Origin of the sequence: Streptomyces sp. NPDC012508, assembly GCF_042902595.1 — a bacterium.
In the GTDB taxonomy this organism is placed as follows: domain Bacteria; phylum Actinomycetota; class Actinomycetes; order Streptomycetales; family Streptomycetaceae; genus Streptomyces.
Window position 1 is genome coordinate 1241344 of sequence record NZ_JBIBEO010000001.1, and the last position, 23555, is coordinate 1264898.

The following is a 23555-nucleotide window of genomic DNA, read 5'->3' on the forward strand; positions in this document are numbered from 1 at the left end:
TGGGTGCCGGCGTTATGCAGAGCTCCCGCGACTCTTCTCCTCTCCCCCGTACCTCAGGCGCATGACGAAGTCCCGAATGACGACGGGTGCAGGCGCCCGTTCGGACAGGACTTCGAGCAGATCGGGGCGAATCACGACGGCACAGCCGGTCGTCCGTGGCCAGGCCAGCTGGTAAGAACTCCTTTCATACTCGGTGCGCCAGCAGATGAGCCGGAGAGCCGGTCCGCCGTCGTCCTCCAGGGTCAGGGGAACCCCGGGCCGCAGGCTCAGCGCGGCACGGAGCCACCAGCCAGGTGTCAGCGTGAGGTCGGGCAGTCCCAGACCGTGAGCGGCGTCCCCCGCCGCGAGCATGTCGCGGTCGACGCCAAGCAGCGGAAGGCCGCCTTGTGGAAATCCCGGAAGAGGCTGTTCCGGCCCCTCGGCCCATTCCTCAAGGTCACCGTCCGAGAACGGAGGAACGCCCAGGTGCCCCTGGCTCCCGCGGCCCAATACCTCCGGGCCCGAGAACCTCAGGCTGACCAAGCCGATCGTCCGACTGTGCGGCGACAGGAACCTACGCCTCTCCACGGAACCGAGGATGTACCAGCCGGTCAGCGGCTGGCCGCTCAGGACCTCCGCTTCCGCCAAAGGCCGTACGGAAACGGTCTCCGCACATGCTTCGGCCGCCGAGCCGACTGGATCGTCCGGGCCGGGCGGCATCCGAAGGCTGGGGCGTGGCCAGCGCGCTGCCTCAAAGGTCAGGGAGACAGACGGACTGTCCGTCAGCGCGGTGGCCAGTCGGTCCTCCCAAGCGCGCGGGTCGGACACTCCCAGACCGGCTGAGAGACGGTGAGCGCGGCTGCCTGCCGCCGTCCTCTGGACCGCCTCTTCGACTGCCTCCTCGGTGGCCAGGTAGGCGTCTGGCAGCAGTTGTTCGTCGGCGCCCCGGTAGGCACGGAGCTGGGCCGTGCACCTGCCCTTCGTGCGCTCGCTTCCAAGCCTGCGGCGGGCGTCGGCCAGGACCGCCCGGGCCAGCCCCGGCTGCAACTGCTCGGCTTCGTACAGCCGCGCGCCGGCCAGTTCTCCTACGAGCCCTTCCAGGGTCTGATCGTCCCGGCCGTCTTCCACTCCGGAGGATGTCCACAGGCCGCTCGGATACTTCAACGAATCCGGATTCGAAGGCCCGATGGGGATGTCCCCCGCGTCAATGAGCAGTCGTCGCGCAAGAGCCCTGACGGTGAGCAGAGGTCCTCGGGCCAGCGCTTCGAGCGCTTCCTGGCAGTGCTCCACGACGGGCCGGCTGGCCGCCCCCTGCTCCTCGAGCAGGCACAGCAGCCAGGTCAGGGTCGCCGGATCGGACGCATGCTCCAGCACCAGGGCGACAGCGGGTGCCGCTGTCTGCGGACGCAGAGAGACAAGAGCCCGCGCGGCGATCAGCGACCTCCGCTTGGCCTCGCGTCCCGCATGGGCCAGCCCCGCCAGCGCTGCGGTCGCGAAGGCGCAATCCAAATTCCCGCGTACAGCTGCGCCAGTGTCCCGGCTAGGAGCGTGGTAAAGGTGATCAGGGTCGTCGCTGTCGTGGACCCGGGGTGCCCTGCCCTCGATCACCGCCGCCGCTTCGTCCCACAGCGCGAACCCCAGATCAAGGGAGCTGTGCTCGGGCAAGCTGACGGCTTGGCGGATGAATGCGAGGATCAGCGCCTGCGTGACACCGTGGGTACCGTACCGGCCGGTGCCCACGATGGCTTCCGCCTCTTCTGCGACGATACGGAAGGTGAGGGCCGGATCGATCTGCGCGGCTCTGCTCAGGGCGTCGAGGGACGTCTCCCCGCCGAAGTTCAGCCACCCGCCCTGCCCGCGTGTCCGCACCCAGGTCAGTGCGTATGCTTCGGCGGCCAGGCCGTCCTGGCCATGCCGTTCGAGTCCCTCCGCGATCTGGCGCAGGAGAAGGGGGCCGTCGCGGAAGTCGAACGGCCCAGCGATGGCCCGCAGGACTTGTGCGGCCTCATCGACACGTCCTTCGCTGGCGAGGCCGAGCAGCCGGTAACCGACGAGGTTCGTCATACAGTCGAGGTCCTGCTGTGGTGTACCGGCGCCGTAAGGCCGCAGACGCCATTCCCTCAGTGCCCGGATCAGACCGACAGGACCACTGGGTACGGGTGAAACGACCAAACCGGCCAGCAAGTCTCTGGCCCTGGGTGGCCGCGTTGGCCTCGGCGGACCGCTCCAGCGCCCGGAGTCCCTTGCGACCGGCAGGTCGGGAAGGGACTCGATGCTCGGGGCACCGGCAGATTCGGCCGCGTTGTTCAGCGCCGCGACCCGTCGCTCGTCCAACGCCTTCATCTCGTCACCGTTGGAGGAGTCGTAGCGCACCTGTCGCTCGTCCGCCCGGCTCAGTGCACAGCGGAGCAGCTCAGACACCCCATCAGGCATCGAAGGGCCGGCCGTCCGCACGAGCCGCTCCAGCACCCCCGCGTCCCCTTCCAAGAGCGGGCTGTCCAGCGTGAGGCGAAGCGCCGTTGCAACAACCGGATCGGCATCGTCCCTCCATCTGTGCCAGAGGTCCTCGCGCGCGCCGTGGAGGAGGTCGTTCGGGCCGTTACAGTCGCTGAGGAGCCCGGTGGCGGCGAGCTTGGCGAGAGCCCGAGGATCTGCCCCGGCCAGTACACTCCACCACCGCGGCCGCGCAGCGCGGGTCTCCTTCCCGTCAGTGTGGAGGACCAGGCGTTCACACAACGACTGCAACTGCGCCACCCGTGCCCTGCCACGGGCCGGGTCGGCGGCGACCAGGGCGGGCAGGGGGTCCAGGACCTCGTAGATGGTGATGTCCTTGTGCCAACCGTAGGCCGCTAGGAAGCGGCAGGCCTCCAGCCAGCGTGCCTCCGCCCCTGCGGGATCGCCCACGGCAAGGGCGAGGCGCGCGTGGATGAGGAGGTACCCGGCCAGGTCGCTGTAGTAGCGTCCGCCGGCCTGGTGCTCGAACTCGCTCCGGATGGCCTCGTCCACACTCGCCCGGCGTGCGGGCGTCGCGTGCTCGACGGCGATCGAGAGCAGTACGTCGGTGGGCATCGGCCCGCCGAGTTCACCGCGCAGGGTGGTGCTGATTCCCCGGCTGACGTCGGTGAGCGTGTCCCATGCCTGCGACCAGTCCTCGTCGGACACGAGCATGGCTGCCCGGCGTACAGTCCCCTCGACAAGCGGGTGGATCGCGTAGAGGTCACAGGCACGCGGATTGCCTGCGAACGGCCGGAGGTCCTCTGTCAGGAGCCTCAAGGCTTCCACCGCCAGACCGGACCGGAGGCCTGCCGCCGCGGATTCGGCGCGTACTAGGGCGATCGCGAACCGCAGCCAGCAGGGGTACCAGCCGGGCCCTTGGATGAGCGCCTCCGCTGCGCCCAGCACCACGGGATCGGCCCCCGCCCCAACCGCCAGCGCATCGAGCCACTGGGCAACTGCTTCAGGACTCCAACGGACGCGCTCCTGCTGTACGTCGCGGGTAAGGGAGAGCAGCATGTCGCGCCGGGCTGGGGACCCGGCTCCCGCCAAGTCTCTGGCAATGTCGTCCGCAGAGGCCCCCAGCGCCAACAGCCGGTGCGCCGTTCCGGGCAGATGCCCCAGACTGGCGGCCTTCCGGGCCCACTGTGCTGCGCTGCCCGGCTGTCCGGGGACCGCACCGGTAGCGATCTGCTCGGCGAATGCGAGACACATCGGGCCCCCCGCTGCGAGTCGCGGTACCAGGCCAGTGACGGCATCGGCTCCCTCGGTGTCGAGCAGCACCTTCATGACGACATCGGCCGCTGCCTGGTCACTGTGCTCATCGAGCCACTGGGCAACAGCGTCCGGGGACACTGGCGCGCCGAGTCCGTCCTGCCCCGACCCCTCCTCTGTTTCCCGGCACGCCGCGGACAGTCGCAGTCGGCCGCGCAGCCAGGCCAGACTGACGGCCCGGTCGGAGTCTTCGCCGTATGAGGTGTTGTCGGACTCGTCCTCGTGCTCGAGTGCCGTCATATACGCGCGCCAGGGTGCTACAGCACCCGCCGCATCGAGAGCCGCGCACATCTGCAGGCCCGCCCGGGCAGGCATGACCGTCCGGCCATCGTGGAGGAGCCGGTCCGCCATGCTCTGGGCCCCGATCAGGGCAATCGGTACGTCGACGAAGTCCACCAGCACTGAGTCGTAGCGCTCGCCCTCGTATGTATCCGCTGCCCGGGCGAGCTCGACGCAGCGCACCACGAGCGGCCAGTCGCTCGATCTGGCGGCGCAGCGCAACCCCGTGGCCAGGTTGTCCCTGATCGCCGAGGCCGGGAACGCGGCCGAGACGGCACGGGCAACGAAGTCCCGGCCAATGTGGCCGAGCACCTCTGTGTCTCGCCCAGCCTCGGCGAGGATGCGCAGGAGTCGGCGGAAGGCTCTCGGGTCCTCGAACAGTCCCTTCCCGGACAGCCATGTGGCGATCAGGTCCAGCGTTGACTCCAGGGCGCCGTGATGGTCCTCGTACCCCAGGCGCAGGTAGCGGGCAAACGACTCGTGGTAAACGCGGACTTCGCCGTGCCCGGTCCGCTCAGAGAGCACCGGAGCCAGGACCTTCAGCGCACCGTCGATCCGGTGGTCCCGGTCCGGAATGATCTGCCCAAGCTCGTCTCGGGTGACCGGCATGCCGAGAAGGGCAATGATGTCCGCGACGACATCCGCTTCGGCGCCGAGGGTCTCGTAAAGGTGCGCGTAGTAGTCCTCTAGTGAATCGCGGTACGGAGGGAGTGCCCGGATGGTCGCCGCGGCGTTCGTGACAACCTCAGGGCGGAGAGCGACCTCACGACAGAGGTACGTCGTGTACAGGGCGTTCCCGCCCGAGCGTTCCTGTATCGCGTGGAGGAAGTCCGTGACGTCCCGGGCATCGGTCAGGAGTGCCTCGGTGCTGCTTCCCGCCCTCGGGATGAGCCCGAGCCGCTCGGCCATGCTGCGGAAATCTTCCGGCGCGAGCGGCGGTACGGCTAGGGTGGCTGCACCTGCCTGCCTGAAGGGGGCGAGATGGGTCCCGGGCTGGCTGAGGACGATGAGCACGCTGCCAGTCGGAAGCGGCAGCGAGCTGAGTACCTCGGCGAGCGCCAGGGATGGGTCCGTTCTTCTGGTCCTCCCGCCGCGTACACGGGTGACGTGGTCCAGCCCGTCCACGATTAGGGCCACCCTCCGGGCGGGATCCTTGCGTAGGGCGGCCGTCACCGCGTTGGTCAGCGCCTCCTCGTCGGCGGCGAACCGCGGGCGCTGTTCGTGGACAAGTCCCGGATCCGCCTCGGCCAGCCGGCCGAGCAGGCTGCCGAAAACCGCCTCGGTCATCACCCGAGTCAGCTGGTCACCGTCGGCGTCGCCCAGGTAGCAGTAGTGTTCGGCGACCAGCCATCCGTCACGGGTGAGCTGTTCAACCAGTTGCTGGCACGCCCAGGACTTTCCCTGCCCCGGCGGGCCGGTCACCAACAGAACGCCCCCATCGGCTGCGGCGGTCCCGGAAGCCTCCACCAGGGCACCGACCGCATCGGGCCGCGCCACTTCCAAGGTCCGGTCGACGGGATGCGCACGACGGACGGCGCCAAAGTCCTGACGCAGCTGGGCCCGGCGTAGTAGCTCCTGTGACGTGACTTCGATGCCTCGCTGACGAGCTGCCCGTACCGTGCGGATCAGCGCCTCCGCCACGTCGACGGCCGAGCGCCCCTCGTTGGGGTGGATCCCCGCGCCGAGTTCGCGGCGCACCCGTTGGAGAAGGAGCTGCTCGGCCGCCCCCGGCCGCTGGAGGTCCATCGTCATGGGCGGCGCGGCAAGCTCCACCACCAGGTGCTCGCAGAGCCACTCCAGGTCCTCCCTGGACACGGCCGTGTCACCTTCAGTCAGGAACCCGAAGACGTTTCCGGCCTTACGCCTACCCTGTGCCGGCAGCTCGACCCCCTGCCAGAGTGCCTTGGCATCGAACCGCATGAGCGTCGTGTTCATGCCCGCCAGAAACGGCGCGTCGGACGCACGTGCGGGCACCATAACGTTGCGCAGTACGGCATCGTCCGGGAGTGCGTCTCGCATCACGATGCGCAGCCGGACCGTACGCGCGGAGGCCCCCGGCCCGTCACGATCGGCGACGGCTGCCGCCACGAGACGATCCAGCTGCAGTCCACGGCTGTCTGACGTGAACGTGCTGTAAGCGAGGGGGTGATCGTCGTTGTCTGAGTGCTTGAACTGGGTTCGCTCACGGCATCCGTCCGCTCCGATGACTGTGAGGTCGTCGAAGCGGTCGTCCGGCACCAGTTTCTCGTCGACGTGCACGGCGACGATCCCGCCCAGTGGCAGATCCACCACGCGACAGGCCTCTAGCAGATCCTGGTACTCGTACCCGCGATGCGCGGCAGTCAGGTCACCCATGTCGTGAGCATTATCTCCGGTCGGACCCTACCGGAGGGAGAAGTTCCGAAAGTTACGAGGCGACCTCTGCAGTCGGGGCAGGAAGTCAGGAGTCCAGCGAAGCGTGGGCATGCTCTGCCCCAAGGAACCACTGCCGCCACCGCTGGTCGACACCAAGGCCGAGAGACACCCCGTCATGAAGGGCCGCCACACCCAACCTCATGCACCGCCAAGCGGCCGCCCCGCTCCTGCCTCGCATTCACTACGCCGCGTAGCCTGCCTTGACGTGCGAATCACGGGGTCCCGACAAGCGGCACTAACCCTTCGAGGACCACCCCCGCTGGGGAGAATCTGGGGAGAATGAAGCCTCTTTGGGGAGCGGCTGGGGAGAATCGGCCGCATCAACGAGCAGCACGGCGAAAGGACTGGAAAGGCGGATCGTCGCAGGTCAGACGGCCTCCACAGTCGATTTCCGCAGGTCAGCGGTGTGAGGGTGACGTCTTCAAGAAGATCTCCGCCTGGGCCGCCATTCTCTTTGCACCCACACTCGTCGGAACCATCTACGGCATGAACTTCGACACCATGCCGGAGCTGCACTGGACGGGCGGATATCCGTTCGCGATCGGCTTGATGGCGGTTGTCTGCACCGGTTTGTACGTGATTTTCAAGCGGCGGGACTGGCTCTAGGAAGCGATCGATCCCGCTCATGCCGCGCGCATGGTTTGCTTCTGCACCCCCTCCACAAACCGTCCATTTCGGGGTCTGGGGAGAAGCGGAGCGGCTAACAGCGGGACGACCTCGACGAGTTGATCGCCGACTCGACGAAGTCAACGGCCCCGCCGATCCCGAGGCTGTGGCCGCCAAGAGGGCCAAGCTCACCGGCGGTACGTCCTCCGATGCCGGAGCAGCCGCGTGAGCGGCGCGCTCGTCCTGGACAGCGAGGGCCTGGCCAAGGCCGTGCAGCGCGACCGTGAGGTCCACGAGTGGCTCACCGCCGCCCGTGACGCCGACATACCGGCGATCACCTCGGCCGCGGTGCTCGTCGAGGTGATCCACCCCCGGATCGACGACGCCGCCTTGAGGCGGACGCTGTCCCGGCTGCGGGTCGAACCGGTCACCCAGGCCGTCGCCCAGTCCGCCGCCGTCGCGCCCCTTCGATCCGTTACGCCAGCGCCGGCACCGCTACCGCTACTTGCGCTCGCGCGGCCAGGTGGGCAGGCCTTCCGGTCCGAGCCCGGCCCGAGCGAGGGGTGGCACCCCGACCGGCCCGGTCCCGCCCCTGTCGTCGCGGAGGTCGGTCGGTCAGCTCGCCGCCCGTACCGCGTCCCTGATCAGGTCGGCGACCCGTGTGGGCTCGGAGAGGACGACGGCGTGGGAGGCGTCCGGAAGTTCGACGACGACGGCGCCGGCCCGTGCGGCGCCGAAGCGCTGGACCTCGGGGCTGATCGTGCGGTCCGCCCCGGCCACCAGGGCCCATGACGGTTTGGTCCGCCACGCCGCCGCGGACGCGGTCTCGGTGAAGGCGGCCGTGGCGAGCGGGCGTTGGGATTTTGCCAGGACGCCGGCGACGTTCTCGGGCACGTCCGCCGCGAAGACGGAGGGAAAGGCCGACTCCTCGATGGTGACCTCGACCGCCGAGTCACCGTCGAGGAGCGGGTACGTCCACTCCTTCAGGTTGCCCGTCACGGGGGATTCGGGAAAGCTCGCCTGGAGCCGGCCCAGGCTCTCGCCCTCGCGGGGCACGTAGGCCGCGACGTAGACCAGCGCGACGACGTTCTCCGCGGTGCCGGCCACGGTGATCAGCGCACCGCCGTAGGCGTGGCCGACGAGTACGGCCGGGCCGTCAACCTGCGCGAGGACGGAGGTGAGGTAGGCGGCGTCCGACGTCAGCCCCCGCAGCGGGTTCGACGGAGCGATCACCGGGATACCGCTGCTGCGCAGTTCCGAGATGACTCCTATCCAGCCTGTCGCGTCGGCGAAGGCGCCGTGCACGAGGACGACGGTGGGGTTGGTCATGCGAGTTCTCTTCTCGGTGTCGGGCCACGTGGGGGGCGTCGTCACGACGGTCTGAGGGCGGCCCGGAACCCGGCAAGAGGTCCGTGCGACTGTTGCTCACGGTAGAGCCGTGGAAGTAGCACCTCTTGTACGTGCGCGCATCCGCGCTGTCATGACGGCGCACACGCGGCTCAGCGCCTTCGCTCGTCCTGGGCGTCGGCAGTCGTCGGTGCGAAGGCCGAGGTCGCCAGCGCCTGCCATTCGCTGGGGCTCATGCCATAGGCCCCACGGAAGGTGCGGCTGAAGTGCGAGGGGCTGCTGAAGCCCCAGCGGTGGGCCACCGCGGCCATGGTGATTCTCCGGTTGGAGCGGCCCAGTTCGAGCCGGCAGAACTCGAGCCTGCGTTCCCGCACCCATTGGCTCACCGTGCTGCCGTCGTTCTGGAAGAGCTTCTGCAGGTACCGGACGGAGATGTGGTGGGCGCGTGCGATCGACTCCGGTGAGAGGTCCGGGTCCATCAGATGTTCTTCGATGTAGGCGCGAATACGGGACAGCATCTCGTTGACGGTCCCTGACGCGTCGTCGGCCTCGTCCGTCGTGTCCGCTTCGAGGAGCTCCATGACCAGGACGGAGAGGAGATGTACGGCCGTCCGGGCACGCCGGTCCCCGATCGCGGACTGACGGAACTCCGCCTTGGCGGCGAGGGCGGTCAGGAAGTCGGACACCAGCGCCCCCACCCCCTCCCCGCCGCGCACGGGTACGCCGAGCACCTGGTTCAGTTCCGACTCCGAGACGCCCAGATAGCAGCGGGGCACGCGGAAGAAGATCATTCGGCAGTCTTCGCCGAACTGCAGCAGGTGCTGTCGGGCCGGGTCACAGAAGACCAGGTCGTTCGGCTCCAACGGGGTCTTGGCACGCTCGTGGACGACGGTGACGCGCCCCCGGACATGGACGCCGAGGTAGACGTGGTTCCGGTCACTCGTGCCCGGCATCTCGGAGAGCACCTGGACCAGCCACCCCGAGCGGGAGGAGGGCGAGGTCGCATCGGGCGCTTGCCGGGGCACCCGTTCGGGCGCACGTGACATCAGTGAGAGGGTCATGGGAACTCCAAGCCGTACGGTTCGGGCGGGCGGCGGGCGAGTTCAGGCCAGGCTTGCCGGCTCCTCGGCCAGGAACTTGTCCACCACGGCGTTGAAGGCCGGCGGGTTCTCCAGGAAGGGGAAGTGCGAGCTCGCCACGTCGGAGGCGAAGACGTGCAGGCGTGCGCCGGGAATCCGTTCGGCGACGAAGCGCTGCGAATCGGGGTGCACATGGCTTCCCTCGCAGCCGATCACCAGGGTCGGCACATCGATCCGGGGAAGCACGTCTCGCCAGTCCTGCGCGCAGTGGTCGAACAGCAGCGGTACGCCCGCGTAGGCGGGTGTCGACCGGATCTCCTCGCCGACGAAGGCCAGCACCTCGGGGTCGGGCTCCCCGGAGAACATGCTGCGCACGAAGTCGGCGCGGACCGTGTCGCCCTCCGGCCCCGCGAGGGCCGCACCCAGGTACAGCAGCCCCGACACGTCGAAGATGGCGCCGGAGTCCCGCTGTTCCCGCTCGGTCATCCAGGGCACGGCGGCGACCGCCGCGGGCTGGTCGACGGCGACCAAGCGCCGGATCCGTCCGGTCCCGTACTGGTCGATGAAGCTCCACCACACCGAGGCACCCATGGACCAGCCCAGTGCGTCGAAACGGTCAAGCCCGAGATGGTCGACGAGTTCGAGCACATCGCGGGAGAGCCGGGCGATCCGGTAGCCGTGACGCGGCTTGCCGGATTTCCCATGGCCTCGGAGGTCGACGGTGACGACGCGACGGGAGGGCGCCAACCCCTCGATCTGGTGACGGAACATCGCCTGCGTCTGCCCCCAGCCGTGCAGCATCACCAGCGGGACGCCCTCGCCGCCGGTGTCCTGGTACGCGAGCCGTGCGCCGTCCGTCGTGATCAGTTCCTTCATGACCTCTCCCCTGGTCAGAGGCGGTACATCGTTCCCGCCCGTCCCGAACATCATCGAATGGGGCCCGCCGCCCGCACCACCGCGAGCTGTAGGAATCGGGCCGTGGATCCTCCTCGCTTTGTCGAAGCGAGTCCGTGGTCAGACGGCCCCGTCGCCGCCCGGGGCGAGGAGTTCCTCGATCCTGAGGCCGAGGTGCAGAGTGAGCCGGTGGGCGCCGTCGTCGAGGTCGAGTCCGGTGATCTCCTGAATCTGGCGCAGGCGGTAGTAGAGCGAGGTGCGGTGGATTCCCAGCGTGTCCGCGGTCCGGGGAATCGATCCCGCGTGTTCGAGGAAGCAGCGCAGGGTGTCCCGCAGGCGGTCGCCGCCATGAGTGTCGCTCAGGGTACGGAGCGGCTTCGGGACCAAAGACGCGTTCAGGGCGTGCTCGGGGAGCTGGAGCAGCACCGCGAGCTCCCCGAGCAGCTCCCAGTTACCGGCGCTCTTCAGGGTGGGCAGTCGGCGTGCCGCGCGTGCCGCCACGAGCGCCTGCTCGTACGACGTCCATGCGTCGTCCAGGCTGGGGTGCCGGCCGCCGACGCCGATCACGGGGTCCGCCGACGGGCCCAGGAAGGTGCGGAGTTCGTCCAGGATGCGAGCGGACTGTGCGGTGACCTCGTCCTGGCCGGGTGGGCGGTCGCGCAGCTGGAGCAGTGTCGCCCGCTCCTTGCCGATCGCGATGAGGCCCTGGGCCGAACGCGTCTGCCGGAAACCCTCCAGTGCCCCCCACAGGGCCGCCTCGGACTGCCGCACGAGCTCGGTCGCGCAGCTCAGCTGGACGACGGTGACCAGGACGTGCTCGGCTGCTCCGAGCAGTCCGATTTCCTTGCCTCGCCGCCGTGCGGTGGTACGGGCGGCGACGTCGGTGCCGACGAGTTCGAGGACGAGGTCCCGCTCGTCGGCCTTCCGGGTGTCGGTGGCGATGTGCTCTCCGTGCATCTGCGCGGCCATGGCGTCCGCGGCCCGGGCGATGGCACGTGTCTCGTGCTCTGCGAGCGTCTTCTCGGGCACGACCACCAGGAGCAGTCCGAGGAGATGCCCGCGCTCGCGCAGGGGCACGACATAACGGGGCAGCAGTCCGAGATCGTCACGGCCGTCGATGAATCCGGCTCGGGACCACTGGGTCACGCCCTGGGCGAGGACGTAGCGGATGGTCGCGTTGTCAGCGCGGCCCTGCAACAGGGTGCCGATGCGGACCGGGTCCTCGTCGCCGAAGTGGCGGCTCGTGCAGACCATGCGGACCAGCGGGTCGTCGACGGCGACGGACCGGCCGAGCCGCTCCGCGAGCTCGTCGACAAGCTCCTGGAGCTCGGGGCTGCCGGGGCGGGCTCGCTGGAGCCTTACGGTCATGCGCTGTTCCTCTCTCGACCAACGGTTCCCCGCGAACTTCTCCATTCCGCGGCTCTTGATCATTCTGAGGAAGCGACGACGTCGGCACATCACACGAATCGTCCATTGCCATGACACCCACGGGGGATACGAAGCGACTACTCTCCGCTGTCGCGATGCTTCACCAGCCGGGTCAGCTCCACGCGCGAGGTGATGTCCAGCTTGGTGAAGGCCCGGCGCAGGTGCGAACTCACCGTGTGCGGCGAGAGGGAGAGGTGCTCGGCCACCTGTTGGTTGGTCAGCCCTCGGGCCACGAGCCGTACCACTCGTATCTCCGCGGCCGTCAGCTCGGGCCATGCACCGGAGAGTCCGGCCGTCGAGGGCCGGCGGCGGACACCAGCGGCCCGCAGGCGCCGGCGGACGCGTGCGAGGTCCCGCTCGGCGCCCGCTCGCGCGTAGAGCGCGAGGGCCGTGTCGAAGTACGGCACCGCTTCGGACGTGCGGGTGGCCGCCAGCTTGCGTCCGGCGTCCTCCAGCGCCGACGCCCGGGCCAACGGCCGAGGACAGTCCTCATACAGCCGGACGGCGCGTACGAGAGGGGCGAGGTCGTTGTCGAGGAGCCCCCGGGCGTGCGCGGCGGTGGCGGCGAGGAACGTGAGGTCCGGGTTGAGCACGGCCAGTCGCTCGGCCAGGGCGACTGCCTGCGCGGCCCGTTCGTGCGCGCCGGCACGCAGCGCCAGGCGGACGAGGACCGGGGCGTCGGCGGGGTCGACCAAGCCGGCGTAGGCCGGCCGGTCCGCGGCGGGCGACGTCATCACCTCGTCGAGTTCGGCCATGGCACGGTCGGGCCGGCCTTCGAAGTCGGCCATCAGTGCCAGCATCCAGGAGCCGAAGTGCCGGACGACGGGTGCGCCGTCGCTCCGCATGCGCCTCGCCTCCGCCGCGTACGCTCGTGCGGTCTGCTGGTCGTTGGTGTGGAGAGCGACGCGCATCATCACGTACCGGAGCGTGACATCGGCGAGGTTGCCCGGGCCGAGATCGTCGGTCGTCGCGGACGCGGCTTCGGCGTCGGCCCGGGCGTCCGTCAGCCGTCCGGCCTCCAGAAGGATGCGGGAGCGGGTCATGAGCCACATACGGGTGGCCGCCGTACGGCCCTGCTCCCTGGTGATCCGTATGCCGTCCTCCGCGGCGGCGAGCGCCTCCGCGGAGCGTCCGGTGGTGTTCGACAGGAGAGCGTGCCACAAGGCCTCCGGAACCCACAGCGAGGTGCTGACGCCCAGGGCGTCGGCCAGCGCGGCGGACCGCTCGGCCTGCCGGAACGCCTCGGTCAAGTCCATGCGGTGGAAACTCACTGCCGAGCGGACCGTCGTCAACGTGGCCTCGGCGGAGCGGTCCCCCGCTGCCGCTGCGGTCTCCCACGCCTCTGCGGCGACCTGCTCGGCCGCCGAGTGCTCGCCCGCCATCGACAGGCCGACAGCGAGCATGGCGAGCAGTCGCCCCCTCACGTCCACGGGGATCCCGGGAAGTGCCGCCCCGGCGCGGGCCTGCCGGACCGCCTCGGAGAAGTCGAACGGTACGGCGAGGCGTGCCAGGGCAAGGCGTATGCGCGCCTCGTCCTCAGGTCCGAGACCGCCGGTCGCCCGGGCGGAGGCTCCCAGCTCACGCGCCTGGGCGGCCCGGCCCGTCTGCCAGAGCAGCGGGATCGTCTCGGCGATGACCCGCGGCCGCTCCGGAGCGTCCGCCGTGGTGAGTTCCAGGGCCTTGAGGCTGCGTTCCGCAGCGGGTCCGGGAGCGGTGGCCGCGAGTTCCGCCGCGGCAGCGCGCAGCCGGTCGGCCTCCGCCGCGTCTCCCGGCCCCACTCTCCCGGCCTCCGCCGCATCTGCCGGTGCTCTTCCGGCCGACGGCCCGGGACGCTCGACGGGGGAGGCCGCGCTACCCGGCGGCAGCTCGGCGGCTTGACCACGCAGGGCCTGACGCAGGGGCAGGGGGAGGCCGGCTTCCACCGCCTCACGGATCAGGTCGTGGCGGAAGGCGAGGCGATCGCCGCTTTCGGTGAGCAGCTCGGCGTCGAGGGATTCCCGTACCGCTGTGATGAGCGCCGCCGGGGACCTGCCGAGCAGTTCGGCCAGCAGCGCGACGGTGACCGGGCCGCCCACGGCGGCCCCCGTCTGCACCAGCTCCCGTGCCTCGCCGGACAGTTGGTCGAGGCGGCGCACGACAGAGGGCAGTTCCCGTGGGGCGCGGAGTCCGGCCGACAGCTTGGCCGTGCCGTTCTCGATCGTCACTGCCTCCCGCAGCGAGCCGAGCAGCTCGACCAGCAGCTGCGGGACTCCTTCGGCGCGGCGGGCGACGCGGAGGACGTCCGGGTCGGGAGCGGCGCCGAGGACGTCTTCGGTGATCCGTGTGGTCGCCTGGTCGTCCAGCGCTCCCAGCGCCAGCTCGTGTGCGCCTGCCTGCCGGATCCGGTCCAGGGTCGTGCGCACTCCCGACGGCACGCTGCCGCCGCGCACGGCGACCAGCCACAGGATGGCGTGCGCCGAGAGTCCGGCCGCGAGGGTGTTGAAGGTGAGAAGGGTCAGGTCGTCGCACCACTGGAGGTCGTCGAGGACGACGAGCAGGGGGCCGTTTCGAGCCGTCTCCCTCAGGCGGTCCCCCAGTTCCTGGAGCAGCCAGAAGCGCTGGCCGGGCGTCGTGGCGAGGTCCCTGAGACGGACGGCGCCCGACAGCGGTTCCTCGCCGGAGAGCAGACCGTCGAGGAGCGGGCCGAGCGGCACGAACTGTTCGTCGGGGTCCGCCGCTCCCTCGAACACCCTCGCCCCGCGCCGCCTCGCGGCTGCCGCGGCCTCCGCGAGGATCCTGGACCTGCCGATGCCGGCGGGGCCTTCGACGCGGATGATCCCGCCTTCGCCCCGGTCGAGCGCGTCGAGCCGCGCCTGGATGAACGCCAGTTCGGCGTCCCTGCCGCGGAGGGGCGTCCGTACACCCTCGAGTTCCTCGGGCACGGTCCTTGTCGTCGCTCGGTTCACGCTCATACGGCGGAACAGTATGAACCACATGAACCACCCCGCCGTCGCCCGCCCCAGGTGCCCGTCTCAGTCGAAGCGCAGGTCGGCGAGTTGCCGTTCGAGGACGGTGACGTCGTCCTCTGGCTCTTCACTGACCGGGCGCGCCGCCATGAGCGCGGCGAGCTCGACGCCGGCCCGGCGGACGCGGCCGGGCAGGCCGTCGGTGTACTCGTCTCCCCCCGAGCCCCAGTCCTCGGAGGCCGCGAACACGGCGGTGGGGACGACGACGGCGCGGAGATAGGCGAAGAGCGGGCGCACGGCGTGCTCAAGGACCAGGGAGTGGCGGGCGGTACCGCCCGTCGCCGCGATCAGGACCGGCTTCCCGGAGAGGGAGTCCGGATCGATCACGTCGAAGAAGGACTTGAAGAGACCGCTGTAGGAAGCCGCGAACACGGGAGTCACCACGATCAGGCCGTCGGCCGCCGTCACCGCGTCGATCGCGGCGCTCAGTCGCGGCGGCGGAAAGCCGGTCACGAGGTGGTTGGCGATGTCGCCGGCCAGCTCCCGCAGCTCCACGACCTGGGTCGACGGCGCCTGCCCCCGGGCGGCGAGTTCGTCGCGGGCCGCCTCGGCCAGCCGGTCCGCGAGCAGGCGGGTGGAGGAGGGGGTGCTCAGCCCCGCGGAGACGACGATCAGCTTCATGCGGCGGACACCTCCCGGACGGCTCGAAGGGACGCGTGCGTGGGAGCCTCCGGCAGGTCGGCCGGACGCCCCTTGGCGAATTCCCTCCGCAGCACGGGCACGACCTCTTCGCCGAGGATGTCCAGCTGTTCAAGGACGGTCTTCAGGGGCAGGCCCGCGTGGTCCATCAGGAACAGCTGGCGCTGGTAGTCGCCGACACTCTCCCGGAACGACAGGGTCCGCTCGATGACCTGTTGGGGAGAGCCCACCGTCAGCGGGGTCTGCTCGGTGAAGTCCTCCAGCGACGGGCCGTGGCCGTACACGGGAGCGTTGTCGAAGTAGGGACGGAACTCCCGTACGGCGTCCTGGGAGTTCTTGCGCATGAAGACCTGTCCGCCCAGGCCTACGACGGCGTCCTCCGGCCGGCCGTGGCCGTGGTGCGCGAACCGGCGCCGGTAGAGCTGCACCATGCGCCTGGTGTGGTCGGCCGGCCAGAAGATGTTGTTGTGGAAGAAGCCGTCCCCGTAGAAGGCGGCCTGCTCCGCGACCTCGGGGGACCTGATGGAGCCGTGCCAGACGAAGGGCGGGACGGCGTCCAGGGGCCGCGGCGTCGAGGTGAAGGCCTGGAGCGGCGTCCGGAACGTGCCCTCCCAGTCCACGACGTCCTCGCGCCACAGCCGGCGCAGCAGCGCGTAGTTCTCCTTGGCGAGGTTGATGCCCTGGCGGATGTCCTGGCCGAACCACGGGTAGACCGGACCGGTGTTGCCGCGCCCCAGCATGAGGTCGACCCGGCCGTCGGCCAGGTGCTGGAGCATCGCGTAGTCCTCGGCGACCTTCACCGGGTCGTTCGTGGTGATCAGCGTCGTGGACGTGGACAGGATCAGCTTCTCGGTGCGAGCGGCGATGTAGCCGAGCATGGTGGTCGGCGACGACGGTACGAACGGCGGGTTGTGGTGCTCACCGGTCGCGAAGACGTCCAGGCCCACCTCCTCGGCCTTGAGCGCGATGGCCACCATCGCCTTGATGCGCTCGCCTTCGGTCGGCGTGCGACCGTTGGTGGGGTCGGGGGTCACGTCCCCGACGGTGAAGATGCCGAACTGCATGGGGTGTCTGCTCTCCTGAGCTCGTCCGGTTCCCGCGCCGGGGAACCGGGGGCCAGGGTGGCGCCGGGGGCTCCGGCGTCACCCGGCGGGTCAACGGTGCGGCGTCACTTCGCCAGGAAGGCGAGGAGGGCGGTGTTGACCTCCTCGGCGTGGGTCCACAGCAGACCGTGCGGGGCGCCCTCGATCTCGACGTAGTCGGCCGACGGGAGCGCCTTGTGGAACGGGCGCGCCGTGCCCTCGGCCGGCAGGATGCGGTCGGCGGTGCCGTGCAGGATCAGGGTCGGCACGTCGACGGACGGTATGTCGGCGCGGAAGTCGGTGTACCAGGTCGCCGGCGCGGCGGACGCGGCGAAGGAGCCGCCGCGGGCCGCAGTGTTCCAGCTGTTGCGGACGGCCTCCTCGCTGATGCGGGTGCCCAGGTTCTCGTCGAGGTTGTAGAAGTCGTTGAAGAAGGCCGTGTAGTAGGCGTAGCGGTCGGCCTTGACGGCGGCAACGACGCCGTCGAAGAACTCCTTCGGGGCGACGCCGTCCGGGTTGTCGTCGCTCTTCAGCAGGCAGGGCTCGAGCGAGGCCAGGAAGGCGACCTTGGCGACACGGCCGGAGCCGTACGCGGACACGTAGCGGGCGACCTCGCCGGTGCCCATGGAGAAACCGACCAGGACGGCGTCCTTCAGGTCGAGGGTCTCCATCACGGTGTTCAGGTCGGCCGCGAAGGTGTCGTAGTCGTAGCCGATGGTCGGCTGCGAGGACCGCCCGAAACCGCGGCGGTCGTACGTGATCACGCGGTAGCCGGCGTCGAGCAGCGCGGCGCTCTGGCGCTCCCAGGAGTGGCCGTCGAGCGGGAAGCCGTGGATGAGGACGACGGGCTGCCCGGCACCCTGGTCCTCGAAGTACAGCTCGATGGGGTTGGTGTTCTCCTGGCCCACGGTGATGTACGGCATGGGGATGCTTCCTCGATTCGGGTCGGCTGGTCCGCGCGTCGAAGCGGCGCGGTATGCCCGTCACGCTAGGACCGGTCCTGCACCTCCTGTTGCCGTACCGCGCACCACACCTTGCACGGGGGCGCAGAGGTCACTCAGCCGCCGGTGGCTGTTCCGGCGTCGCCCTCCGCAAGCACGATCCGGGCCAGGTGGACCCTCGAGCGCACCGAGAGCTTGCGGAAGATCGACGCCAGATGGGTGTTGACCGTGTGCGGGGAGACGACGAGGGCCTCCGCGGCCGACCGGTTGGTGTGGCCTGCGGCGATCAGCCGGGCCACCTTGCGTTCCGAGGCCGTGAGCGCGTCCCAGCCCTGGCCGGGGCGCGGCCGGATGCCTCCGGTGCGCCGGCCGGAGCGGCTGGTGGCCCGTTCCAGATCGGCCCGGACCCGGTCGGCCTCGACATCGGCCCCCGCCTGGGCGTAGATGTCGTGGGCCCTGGTCAGGGCGGGTGTCGCAGCGGGGTCGCCTGCCGCAAGAAGAGCGCGCCCGAGGTCGGCGGATGCGGCGGCGAGGGGCAGCGGCCGGGGGCCGGTGATGAGGACGCGGACCGATCGCTCCAGGAGGCCGTGGACGGCGTTCACCAGGCCGGCCGCGTGGGCGGCCGTCCCCTGTGCGGTCGGCACGGAAGGGTTGCGGGTGGCGTGCTCTGCCGCCTGGGCCGCGAGGTCCTCGGCCAGGTTCCGGTCCCCGCCGCGCAGGGCGATCCGCACGGCCTGGACGACATGGGGGCGCAGGAGCCGCCATCGGAAGAAGGGGTGGTCACGCTGCACGGATCGGACCAGTTCGGCCGCTGCCGCGTGGTCGCCGTCGGCGTCGGCGACGACGGCCTCGAAGTACTGGTGCGTGGCGTGGTTGCCCGTGTTCGGGCGGTCGGCCACGGTCGCCCGCACGACGTCCAGGTGTTCCCAGACGGCTTCGCGGTCGCCGCGCAGCATCGCGAGGAGGCCGCGGTTGACGCGGATGTTGACCAGGTTGCCGGGCAGGTGGAGGTCCGCTTCGAGACGCTCGGCGGTGACGAGGTCGGCGTCCGCGTCGTCGAGCCGGCCGAGCCCCATGTTCAGGGTTCCCTGGGCCCAGATCAGCATGGCGGGGCGCAGGGGAGCGTCGCCCGCCGTCCGGAGCAGTCGCCGTACGGTGTCGAAGTCGTCCATGTGTATCCGGGCGACGGCCTCCTCGGGCAGGAAGGCCGTGTCGAACACGCTCAGCACCGTGTGGTGTTCGACGGCGGCGGCGCAGTCGCCCGCGTTGAGGGCGATCTCGCCGAGGCCCCACAGCGCGAGGACACGGGCCTCCCGGTCACCGGACCGCTCCGCCTCGGCGAGCGCCCGTTCGCCGGTCTCGCGAGCGGCCCCGAGGTCGCGCCCGCGGGACCGGGCGAGGGCGTGCCGGGCGGTGAGCCGGGCGCGGATCGTCGGGTCGGTGACGGCGGCCAGTGCTGCCGTCGACCGTCGGATCAGCTCGTGGATGTCGTCGAGGTGCCACAGCGTGTCGCCGAGTACGGACTGCAGACGGGCGAAGACATCCAGGGGCGGCTGCCGGGCGAGCAGCGTGTCGCCGGTATCCCGCGCCTGAGTGTACCGGCCCGCGCGGGTCAGCGCGACGATGGCCCGTTCTCCCACGTCGAACGCCATGGGTGCATGGGGCGGTACGAGTTCCAGGGCGCGTACGGCCAGGTCGGCTGCGAGGTCGGGCATCACGGCGATCACGTCCGTGGCGGCCGTGCCGAGCAGCCCGATCGCCTCCTGGTCGCCGGGTTCGGCGCTCTTCAGCAGATGCGGGACCGCGTCGGTGGAGCTCCGGCCCGCTGCGACGAGCCGGCTCGCTGCCTCACGGTGGAGCGCCCGGCGTACGGAGGGGGCGAGATCGGCGTACACCGCTTGGCGGAGCAGGTCGTGGCGGAACAGGAGTCGTTCGCCGTCGTCGTGGAGGAGGGCGGCCGCGATCGCCTCGTCCACTTCGGCGCTGAGTCCGGAGGCGGGCCGGCCGCACAGGGCGGCGGCGTCCGCGAGCGAGAACGCGCGGCCGAGGACCGAGCCGATCCGCAGGAAGTGGAGGGTGTCCGGCCGGAGGTCGGCCAGCCGGTCGCGTACACCGAGGACCAGCCGCTCCGGCGGCTCCGGCGCGTCCGCGCCCGAAGCCGCGATGCCCGTGAGCATCTCGGCCGCGAGGAAAGGGTTGCCTCCCGCCCCGTCGAGAAGTTCCGCGACCTGCGTCGGCACGTCCCCGCCGAGGACGTCCCGTGCCAGCTCGGCCAGGGCCGTGTCGGACAGCGGCCGGAGGGGGAGGGTCGTCGTCCGCGGCCCCTGCCCGTACAGTTCCGGGTCGATCCTGCCGGTGAGCAGCCAGAGGACCGGGGAGCTGAGCAGCCGTGCCGGCATGACACTCAGGGCGAACCGGCTCAGCGGGTCGGCCCATTGGACGTCGTCGACCGCGATCAGTACGGGTGTGCCCGCCGAGCGTTCCTCGATCAGCTGGGCCAGTCGTTCGACGAGCCAGATGCGCTGGTCGTGATGGCCCGCGAGGTCTGCGAAGTCCGTGCTGGACAGCAGCGGCGGGTCACCGTGCAGGAGGCCGGAGGCCAGTGAGGCGAGTGGTGCCAGCTCGTGCAGTTCCTCGGCGCGTCCATGGCTGACGACGAACCCGTGAGCCCGCGCGATCGAGACGGTCTCCTGCAGCAGTACGGTCTTCCCGATCCCGGGCTCGCCCAGGAGCAGCGCGATCGCTCCTCCCTCGCCGTCGCGCACCGCCTCGATCAGGGCCCGCAGCCGCTCCAGCTCGGCTTCACGGCCCCGCAGCCCGGGCCGGCTCAGCACCGCGCTCCCGGGCACCGCCATGCCTTCTCCCTCGGGCCGGTCGGGGCTCATCCCTTGACCGATCCGGCGAGCAGTCCCCGTGCGAAGTGCCGCCGGAGGCAGATGAAGACGAGCAGCGGGACGAACGCCGTCACGAAGGCTCCTGCGGTGAGCCGCTGCCACTCGTTGCCGTACGTCCCGGCCAGGCTCGCCAGTCTGACCGTCATCGGCGCGGTCTCGGCCGTTCCGCCCGACAGCGTCAGTGCCACGAGGAGGTCGTTCCACACCCAGATGAACTGGATGATGGCGAAGGAGACCAGGGCCGGGCGGGCCAGGGGCAGCACGATCCGGAGCAGCAGCGCCCCGTGCGAGGCCCCGTCGACGCGGGCGGCCTCGATCAGGTCCCGGGGCAGCCCTGCCAGGAAGTTGTGCAAGAGGAACACCGCGAACGGCAGCGCGAAGACCGTGTGGGCGAACCAGACCTGGCCGAAACGCGCGGGACCGGTGAGGTTCCACGCGGGCAGGAACAGCCAGCCCTGGGAGAACAGTTTCAGGAGGGGGACGAGCGCCATCTGGAGCGGCACGACCTGGAGCGCGAAGATGCCGACGACGAGCGCGTCCCGCCCTCTGAAGTCGATCCACGCCAGGGCGTACGCCGCGAAGAACGCCAGCACGAGCGGGAAAAGCACCGAGGGAAGCGTGATGACGACGGAGTTGACGAAGTACTCCGCGAGCCGCCCCGACCCGTTCCCGCCGCCGGACAGCACCTCGCCGTAGTTGTCGAGCGTGAGGTGCGGCGTGCCGAACACGGTCCACCAGCCTGTCGTCTTGATCTCCTCCTCGGGGCGGAACGAGGAGAGCAGCAGGCCGAGGGTCGGTGTCGTCCAGAGGACCGCGATCACCACGGCGATCGACGTGAAGGCGCGGGAGGCCAGACGCTCCCGGACGCCGTTCACGCTGCCCTCCGCTGTGCCCGGACCTGGTGGGCGACGAAGGGGGTGACGAGGACGAAGAGGAGCACGGCGAGTGCCGCACCGCGGCCCGTATCGCCGTAGCGGAAGGCCTGGTCGTACATCTCGTGGGCGATGACGCCCGTGTCGAACTGTCCGCCGGTCATGGTCTTGACGATGTCGAAGGCCTTGAAGGTGCCGATCGCCTGGGCGAGGACCACGACGAGCAGAGTGGGCCTGATCGACGGCATGGTGATCCGCCAGAAGATCTGCCGGGGGGACGCGCCGTCGAGTCGGGCCGCCTCGGTCAGCTCTCCGGGAACGGCCCTGATCGCGCCGGCCAGCAGGACGGCCGCGAAGCCCGCCTGTGTCCACACCATCACCACGATGAGGAACAGGACGTTCCAGGGAGTGTCCACGAGCCATTGCCTCGGCTCACCGCCGAACGCGACGACGAGCTGGTTCAGCAGCCCGATCTGCCCGGCTTCCGCGGGACGGTAGGCGTAGACGAACTTCCAGACGACACCCGCGCCGACGAAGGAGATCGCCATCGGCATCAGGACGAGGGACAGCGCGAACGCTCTGATCCGCGACCGTACGACGGCCGCCGCGTAGAGCAGACCGACCGAGGTTGCCAGCAACGGCACGAGCACCACCCACGCCAGGGTGTTGCGCAGCGCCACCAGCGCCCGGGGGTCGGTGACCATCCACACGTAGTTGTCGAAGCCGGCCCACGCGTCTCCCCCGTTCTCCGTGAACGACAGCGCCAGGGTTCGCAGACCGGGCAGGAGGAGACCCACCGTGAGCAGCAGCAGCGCGGGGGCCAGCAGGAGAAGGGCCGCGGCCCTTCTCCGAACCGGTCCCCGGTGCAGCGCCAGCAGGATCAGGGAGACCACCGCCGCGAAGGCGGCGACGCCCTGGAGCAGGTACAGCAGCTTGGGCTGCTGGGCGACGACGTCGAACGACATCAGTGGCTCGGCCAGGACCGTTCGATGGAGTCGGCGACCTGCCGGGTGCTCGCGCCGCCGATCCAGTCGACGGATCCCTTCCAGAACGTCCCGGCGCCGACCGACGCGGGCATCAGGTCCGAACCGTCGAACCTGAACTGTGTCCCGGGGTCCTGGAGCAGCTGGATCGAGAGTCTGTCGACCGGGGTCGCGGCGTTCGCCGGATCCACGCCCCTGTTCGCCGAAACGAACGGGCCCTTCTTCATACGCGCGTTCGCGAAGTCCGCGGAGGCCAGATACTCCTGATAGGCCCGTACTTCGGGACGGTCGGCGAACGCCGCGGTGAACACTCCACCGCCCAGTACGGGGCGGTTGGCCGGGTCGGCCGCCGGCAGGAGGAAGGCGTAGACGTCCTTGTCCGATCCGATCTCGGTGCCCTTCGGCCACATGTCGGCATAGAACGAGGCCTGGCGGTGCATCGCGCAGTCGCCGGAGAGAATCGGTGTGCCGGCCTCCTGGAAGGAGATCGACGCCATCGAACGGGCCGGACCGAAACCGCCGTTGGCGTACCGGTCGTTCTTGAGGATGGACCCCACGGTGTCCATGGCCTTGATCACCCGCGGGTCGTTGAACGGGATCTTGTGGGCGACCCACTGGTCGTAAACGTCCGCGCCCTGCTGACGCAGCAGGACGTCCTCGATCCAGTCCGTCACGGGCCAGCCGGTCGCCTCGGCGGACTCGATGCCCGCGCACCACGGCTTGACTCCCGACGCCGCGACCTTCTCCGTCACGGCCACCAGCTCGGACCACGTGCGGGGAACGCTCAGTCCCCTGTCGCGGAAGAACTTCGGCGAGTACCAGACGAACGACTTCACGTTCGCGACCAGCGGCGTGCCGTAGAGGGTGCCGTTCACGGTCGCGTAACTGTTCCAGTCAGCCGACCAGCCCTGCTTCGCGAGGGCCACGACCCCGGCGCTCGCCGGCTTGAGCTTCCCTGCTCGCGCAAAGCGTTCCAGGAGCCCGGGCTGGGGGAAGAACGCCACATCCGGCGCACTCCCGCCGTCGACCCGGAGCTGGATCTGGGCCTCGAACTCCCCGTCCCCCTCGTACTGGACGTCGATTCCCGTGCAGTCCGCGAAGTCCGCCCAGGTCTCTTCGAACAGGTCGGCCTCCCGGTCCCGGTTCTCCGCGTAGACGGTGACCTTGGTGCCGGGGTGCTTGCCGTAGCTGGCGTACGGCCCACAGTCCACGGCGGTGTGCGACTGCGAGCCACTGTCCTGCGGAACACCGCAGGCGGTGGCGAGGGCGGCGAGGGCGATGACGGCGAGCGCGAGCCTCGCGCCGAACCTCATGGTGCATCTTCTCCGATCGCCCGCCGAAGGT

Annotated in this window: 13 protein-coding genes and 2 pseudogenes; 2 read left to right on the forward strand and 13 right to left on the reverse strand. The window is 70.2% G+C overall.

Annotation, left to right across the window (positions count from 1 at the left end; genetic code table 11):
* Window positions 1-12: 12 nt before the first annotated feature.
* Window positions 13-6381: an AAA family ATPase gene (locus ACFY8U_RS05390; protein ID WP_389565859.1), complete on the reverse strand. Its 6369-nt coding sequence runs from the start codon at window positions 6379-6381 to the stop codon at window positions 13-15.
* A gap of 480 nt (window positions 6382-6861) precedes the next feature.
* Between ACFY8U_RS05390 and ACFY8U_RS05395 the strand changes: the two are divergent.
* Both ACFY8U_RS05395 and ACFY8U_RS05400 read left to right on the forward strand, forming a co-directional pair.
* A pseudogene (locus ACFY8U_RS05395) lies at window positions 6862-7047 on the forward strand (CorA family divalent cation transporter); the annotation flags it as partial.
* Window positions 7048-7272: 225 nt separating this feature from the next.
* A pseudogene (locus ACFY8U_RS05400) lies at window positions 7273-7503 on the forward strand (DNA-binding protein); the annotation flags it as partial.
* A gap of 159 nt (window positions 7504-7662) precedes the next feature.
* On the opposite strand, the gene ACFY8U_RS05405 reads toward ACFY8U_RS05400, so the two are convergent.
* The 12 genes from ACFY8U_RS05405 to ACFY8U_RS05460 all read right to left on the reverse strand — a co-directional run bounded on the left by ACFY8U_RS05405 (window position 7663) and on the right by ACFY8U_RS05460 (window position 23524).
* Entirely contained in the window at window positions 7663-8376 is a 714-nt protein-coding gene (locus ACFY8U_RS05405; RefSeq protein WP_389565861.1) for an alpha/beta fold hydrolase, read from the reverse strand.
* Window positions 8377-8546: 170 nt separating this feature from the next.
* Window positions 8547-9455, reverse strand: coding sequence for a helix-turn-helix domain-containing protein (locus tag ACFY8U_RS05410; protein WP_389565863.1), 909 nt, complete (start codon window positions 9453-9455; stop codon window positions 8547-8549).
* A gap of 42 nt (window positions 9456-9497) precedes the next feature.
* Window positions 9498-10349 (reverse strand): alpha/beta fold hydrolase, encoded by an 852-nt coding sequence (locus tag ACFY8U_RS05415; protein WP_389565866.1) that lies wholly within the window; start codon window positions 10347-10349, stop codon window positions 9498-9500.
* Between the two features lie 138 nt (window positions 10350-10487).
* Entirely contained in the window at window positions 10488-11735 is a 1248-nt protein-coding gene (locus tag ACFY8U_RS05420; protein WP_389565869.1) for a PucR family transcriptional regulator, read from the reverse strand.
* A 137-nt stretch (window positions 11736-11872) separates the two neighbouring features.
* Entirely contained in the window at window positions 11873-14746 is a 2874-nt protein-coding gene (locus ACFY8U_RS05425) for an AAA family ATPase (RefSeq protein WP_389565872.1), read from the reverse strand.
* 60 nt (window positions 14747-14806) lie between these two features.
* Complete coding sequence (locus ACFY8U_RS05430) at window positions 14807-15421, reverse strand: FMN reductase (protein ID WP_389565875.1); 615 nt, start codon at window positions 15419-15421, stop codon at window positions 14807-14809.
* The gene (locus ACFY8U_RS05435) at window positions 15418-16503 is read right to left on the reverse strand and encodes an LLM class flavin-dependent oxidoreductase (RefSeq protein WP_389565878.1); all 1086 of its coding nucleotides are present in this window, start codon (window positions 16501-16503) and stop codon (window positions 15418-15420) included. Before ACFY8U_RS05435 ends, ACFY8U_RS05430 begins: the two co-directional genes overlap by 4 nt.
* A gap of 104 nt (window positions 16504-16607) precedes the next feature.
* Window positions 16608-17444 (reverse strand): alpha/beta fold hydrolase, encoded by an 837-nt coding sequence (locus tag ACFY8U_RS05440; RefSeq protein WP_389565881.1) that lies wholly within the window; start codon window positions 17442-17444, stop codon window positions 16608-16610.
* 134 nt (window positions 17445-17578) lie between these two features.
* Window positions 17579-20347: an ATP-binding protein gene (locus tag ACFY8U_RS05445; RefSeq protein ID WP_389565883.1), complete on the reverse strand. Its 2769-nt coding sequence runs from the start codon at window positions 20345-20347 to the stop codon at window positions 17579-17581.
* Window positions 20344-21231, reverse strand: a complete 888-nt coding sequence (locus tag ACFY8U_RS05450) for a carbohydrate ABC transporter permease (protein ID WP_389565886.1) — start codon at window positions 21229-21231, stop codon at window positions 20344-20346. The genes ACFY8U_RS05445 and ACFY8U_RS05450 overlap by 4 nt, the downstream gene beginning before the upstream one ends.
* Window positions 21228-22193, reverse strand: coding sequence for a carbohydrate ABC transporter permease (locus ACFY8U_RS05455; protein ID WP_389565889.1), 966 nt, complete (start codon window positions 22191-22193; stop codon window positions 21228-21230). Before ACFY8U_RS05455 ends, ACFY8U_RS05450 begins: the two co-directional genes overlap by 4 nt.
* Entirely contained in the window at window positions 22193-23524 is a 1332-nt protein-coding gene (locus ACFY8U_RS05460) for an ABC transporter substrate-binding protein (protein WP_389565893.1), read from the reverse strand. The genes ACFY8U_RS05455 and ACFY8U_RS05460 overlap by 1 nt, the downstream gene beginning before the upstream one ends.
* Window positions 23525-23555 lie beyond the last annotated feature (31 nt).

Bases quoted from the DNA above. Each gene is read 5' to 3' on its own strand.
- ACFY8U_RS05390 (WP_389565859.1), bottom strand. From the start codon at position 6,381: ATGGGTGACCTGACTGCCGCGCATCGCGGGTACGAGTACCAGGATCTG.
- ACFY8U_RS05405 (WP_389565861.1), bottom strand. From the start codon at position 8,376: ATGACCAACCCCACCGTCGTCCTCGTGCACGGCGCCTTCGCCGACGCG.
- ACFY8U_RS05410 (WP_389565863.1), bottom strand. From the start codon at position 9,455: ATGACCCTCTCACTGATGTCACGTGCGCCCGAACGGGTGCCCCGGCAA.
- ACFY8U_RS05415 (WP_389565866.1), bottom strand. From the start codon at position 10,349: ATGAAGGAACTGATCACGACGGACGGCGCACGGCTCGCGTACCAGGAC.
- ACFY8U_RS05420 (WP_389565869.1), bottom strand. From the start codon at position 11,735: ATGACCGTAAGGCTCCAGCGAGCCCGCCCCGGCAGCCCCGAGCTCCAG.
- ACFY8U_RS05425 (WP_389565872.1), bottom strand. From the start codon at position 14,746: ATGAGCGTGAACCGAGCGACGACAAGGACCGTGCCCGAGGAACTCGAG.
- ACFY8U_RS05430 (WP_389565875.1), bottom strand. From the start codon at position 15,421: ATGAAGCTGATCGTCGTCTCCGCGGGGCTGAGCACCCCCTCCTCCACC.
- ACFY8U_RS05435 (WP_389565878.1), bottom strand. From the start codon at position 16,503: ATGCAGTTCGGCATCTTCACCGTCGGGGACGTGACCCCCGACCCCACC.
- ACFY8U_RS05440 (WP_389565881.1), bottom strand. From the start codon at position 17,444: ATGCCGTACATCACCGTGGGCCAGGAGAACACCAACCCCATCGAGCTG.
- ACFY8U_RS05445 (WP_389565883.1), bottom strand. From the start codon at position 20,347: ATGAGCCCCGACCGGCCCGAGGGAGAAGGCATGGCGGTGCCCGGGAGC.
- ACFY8U_RS05455 (WP_389565889.1), bottom strand. From the start codon at position 22,193: ATGTCGTTCGACGTCGTCGCCCAGCAGCCCAAGCTGCTGTACCTGCTC.
- ACFY8U_RS05460 (WP_389565893.1), bottom strand. From the start codon at position 23,524: ATGAGGTTCGGCGCGAGGCTCGCGCTCGCCGTCATCGCCCTCGCCGCC.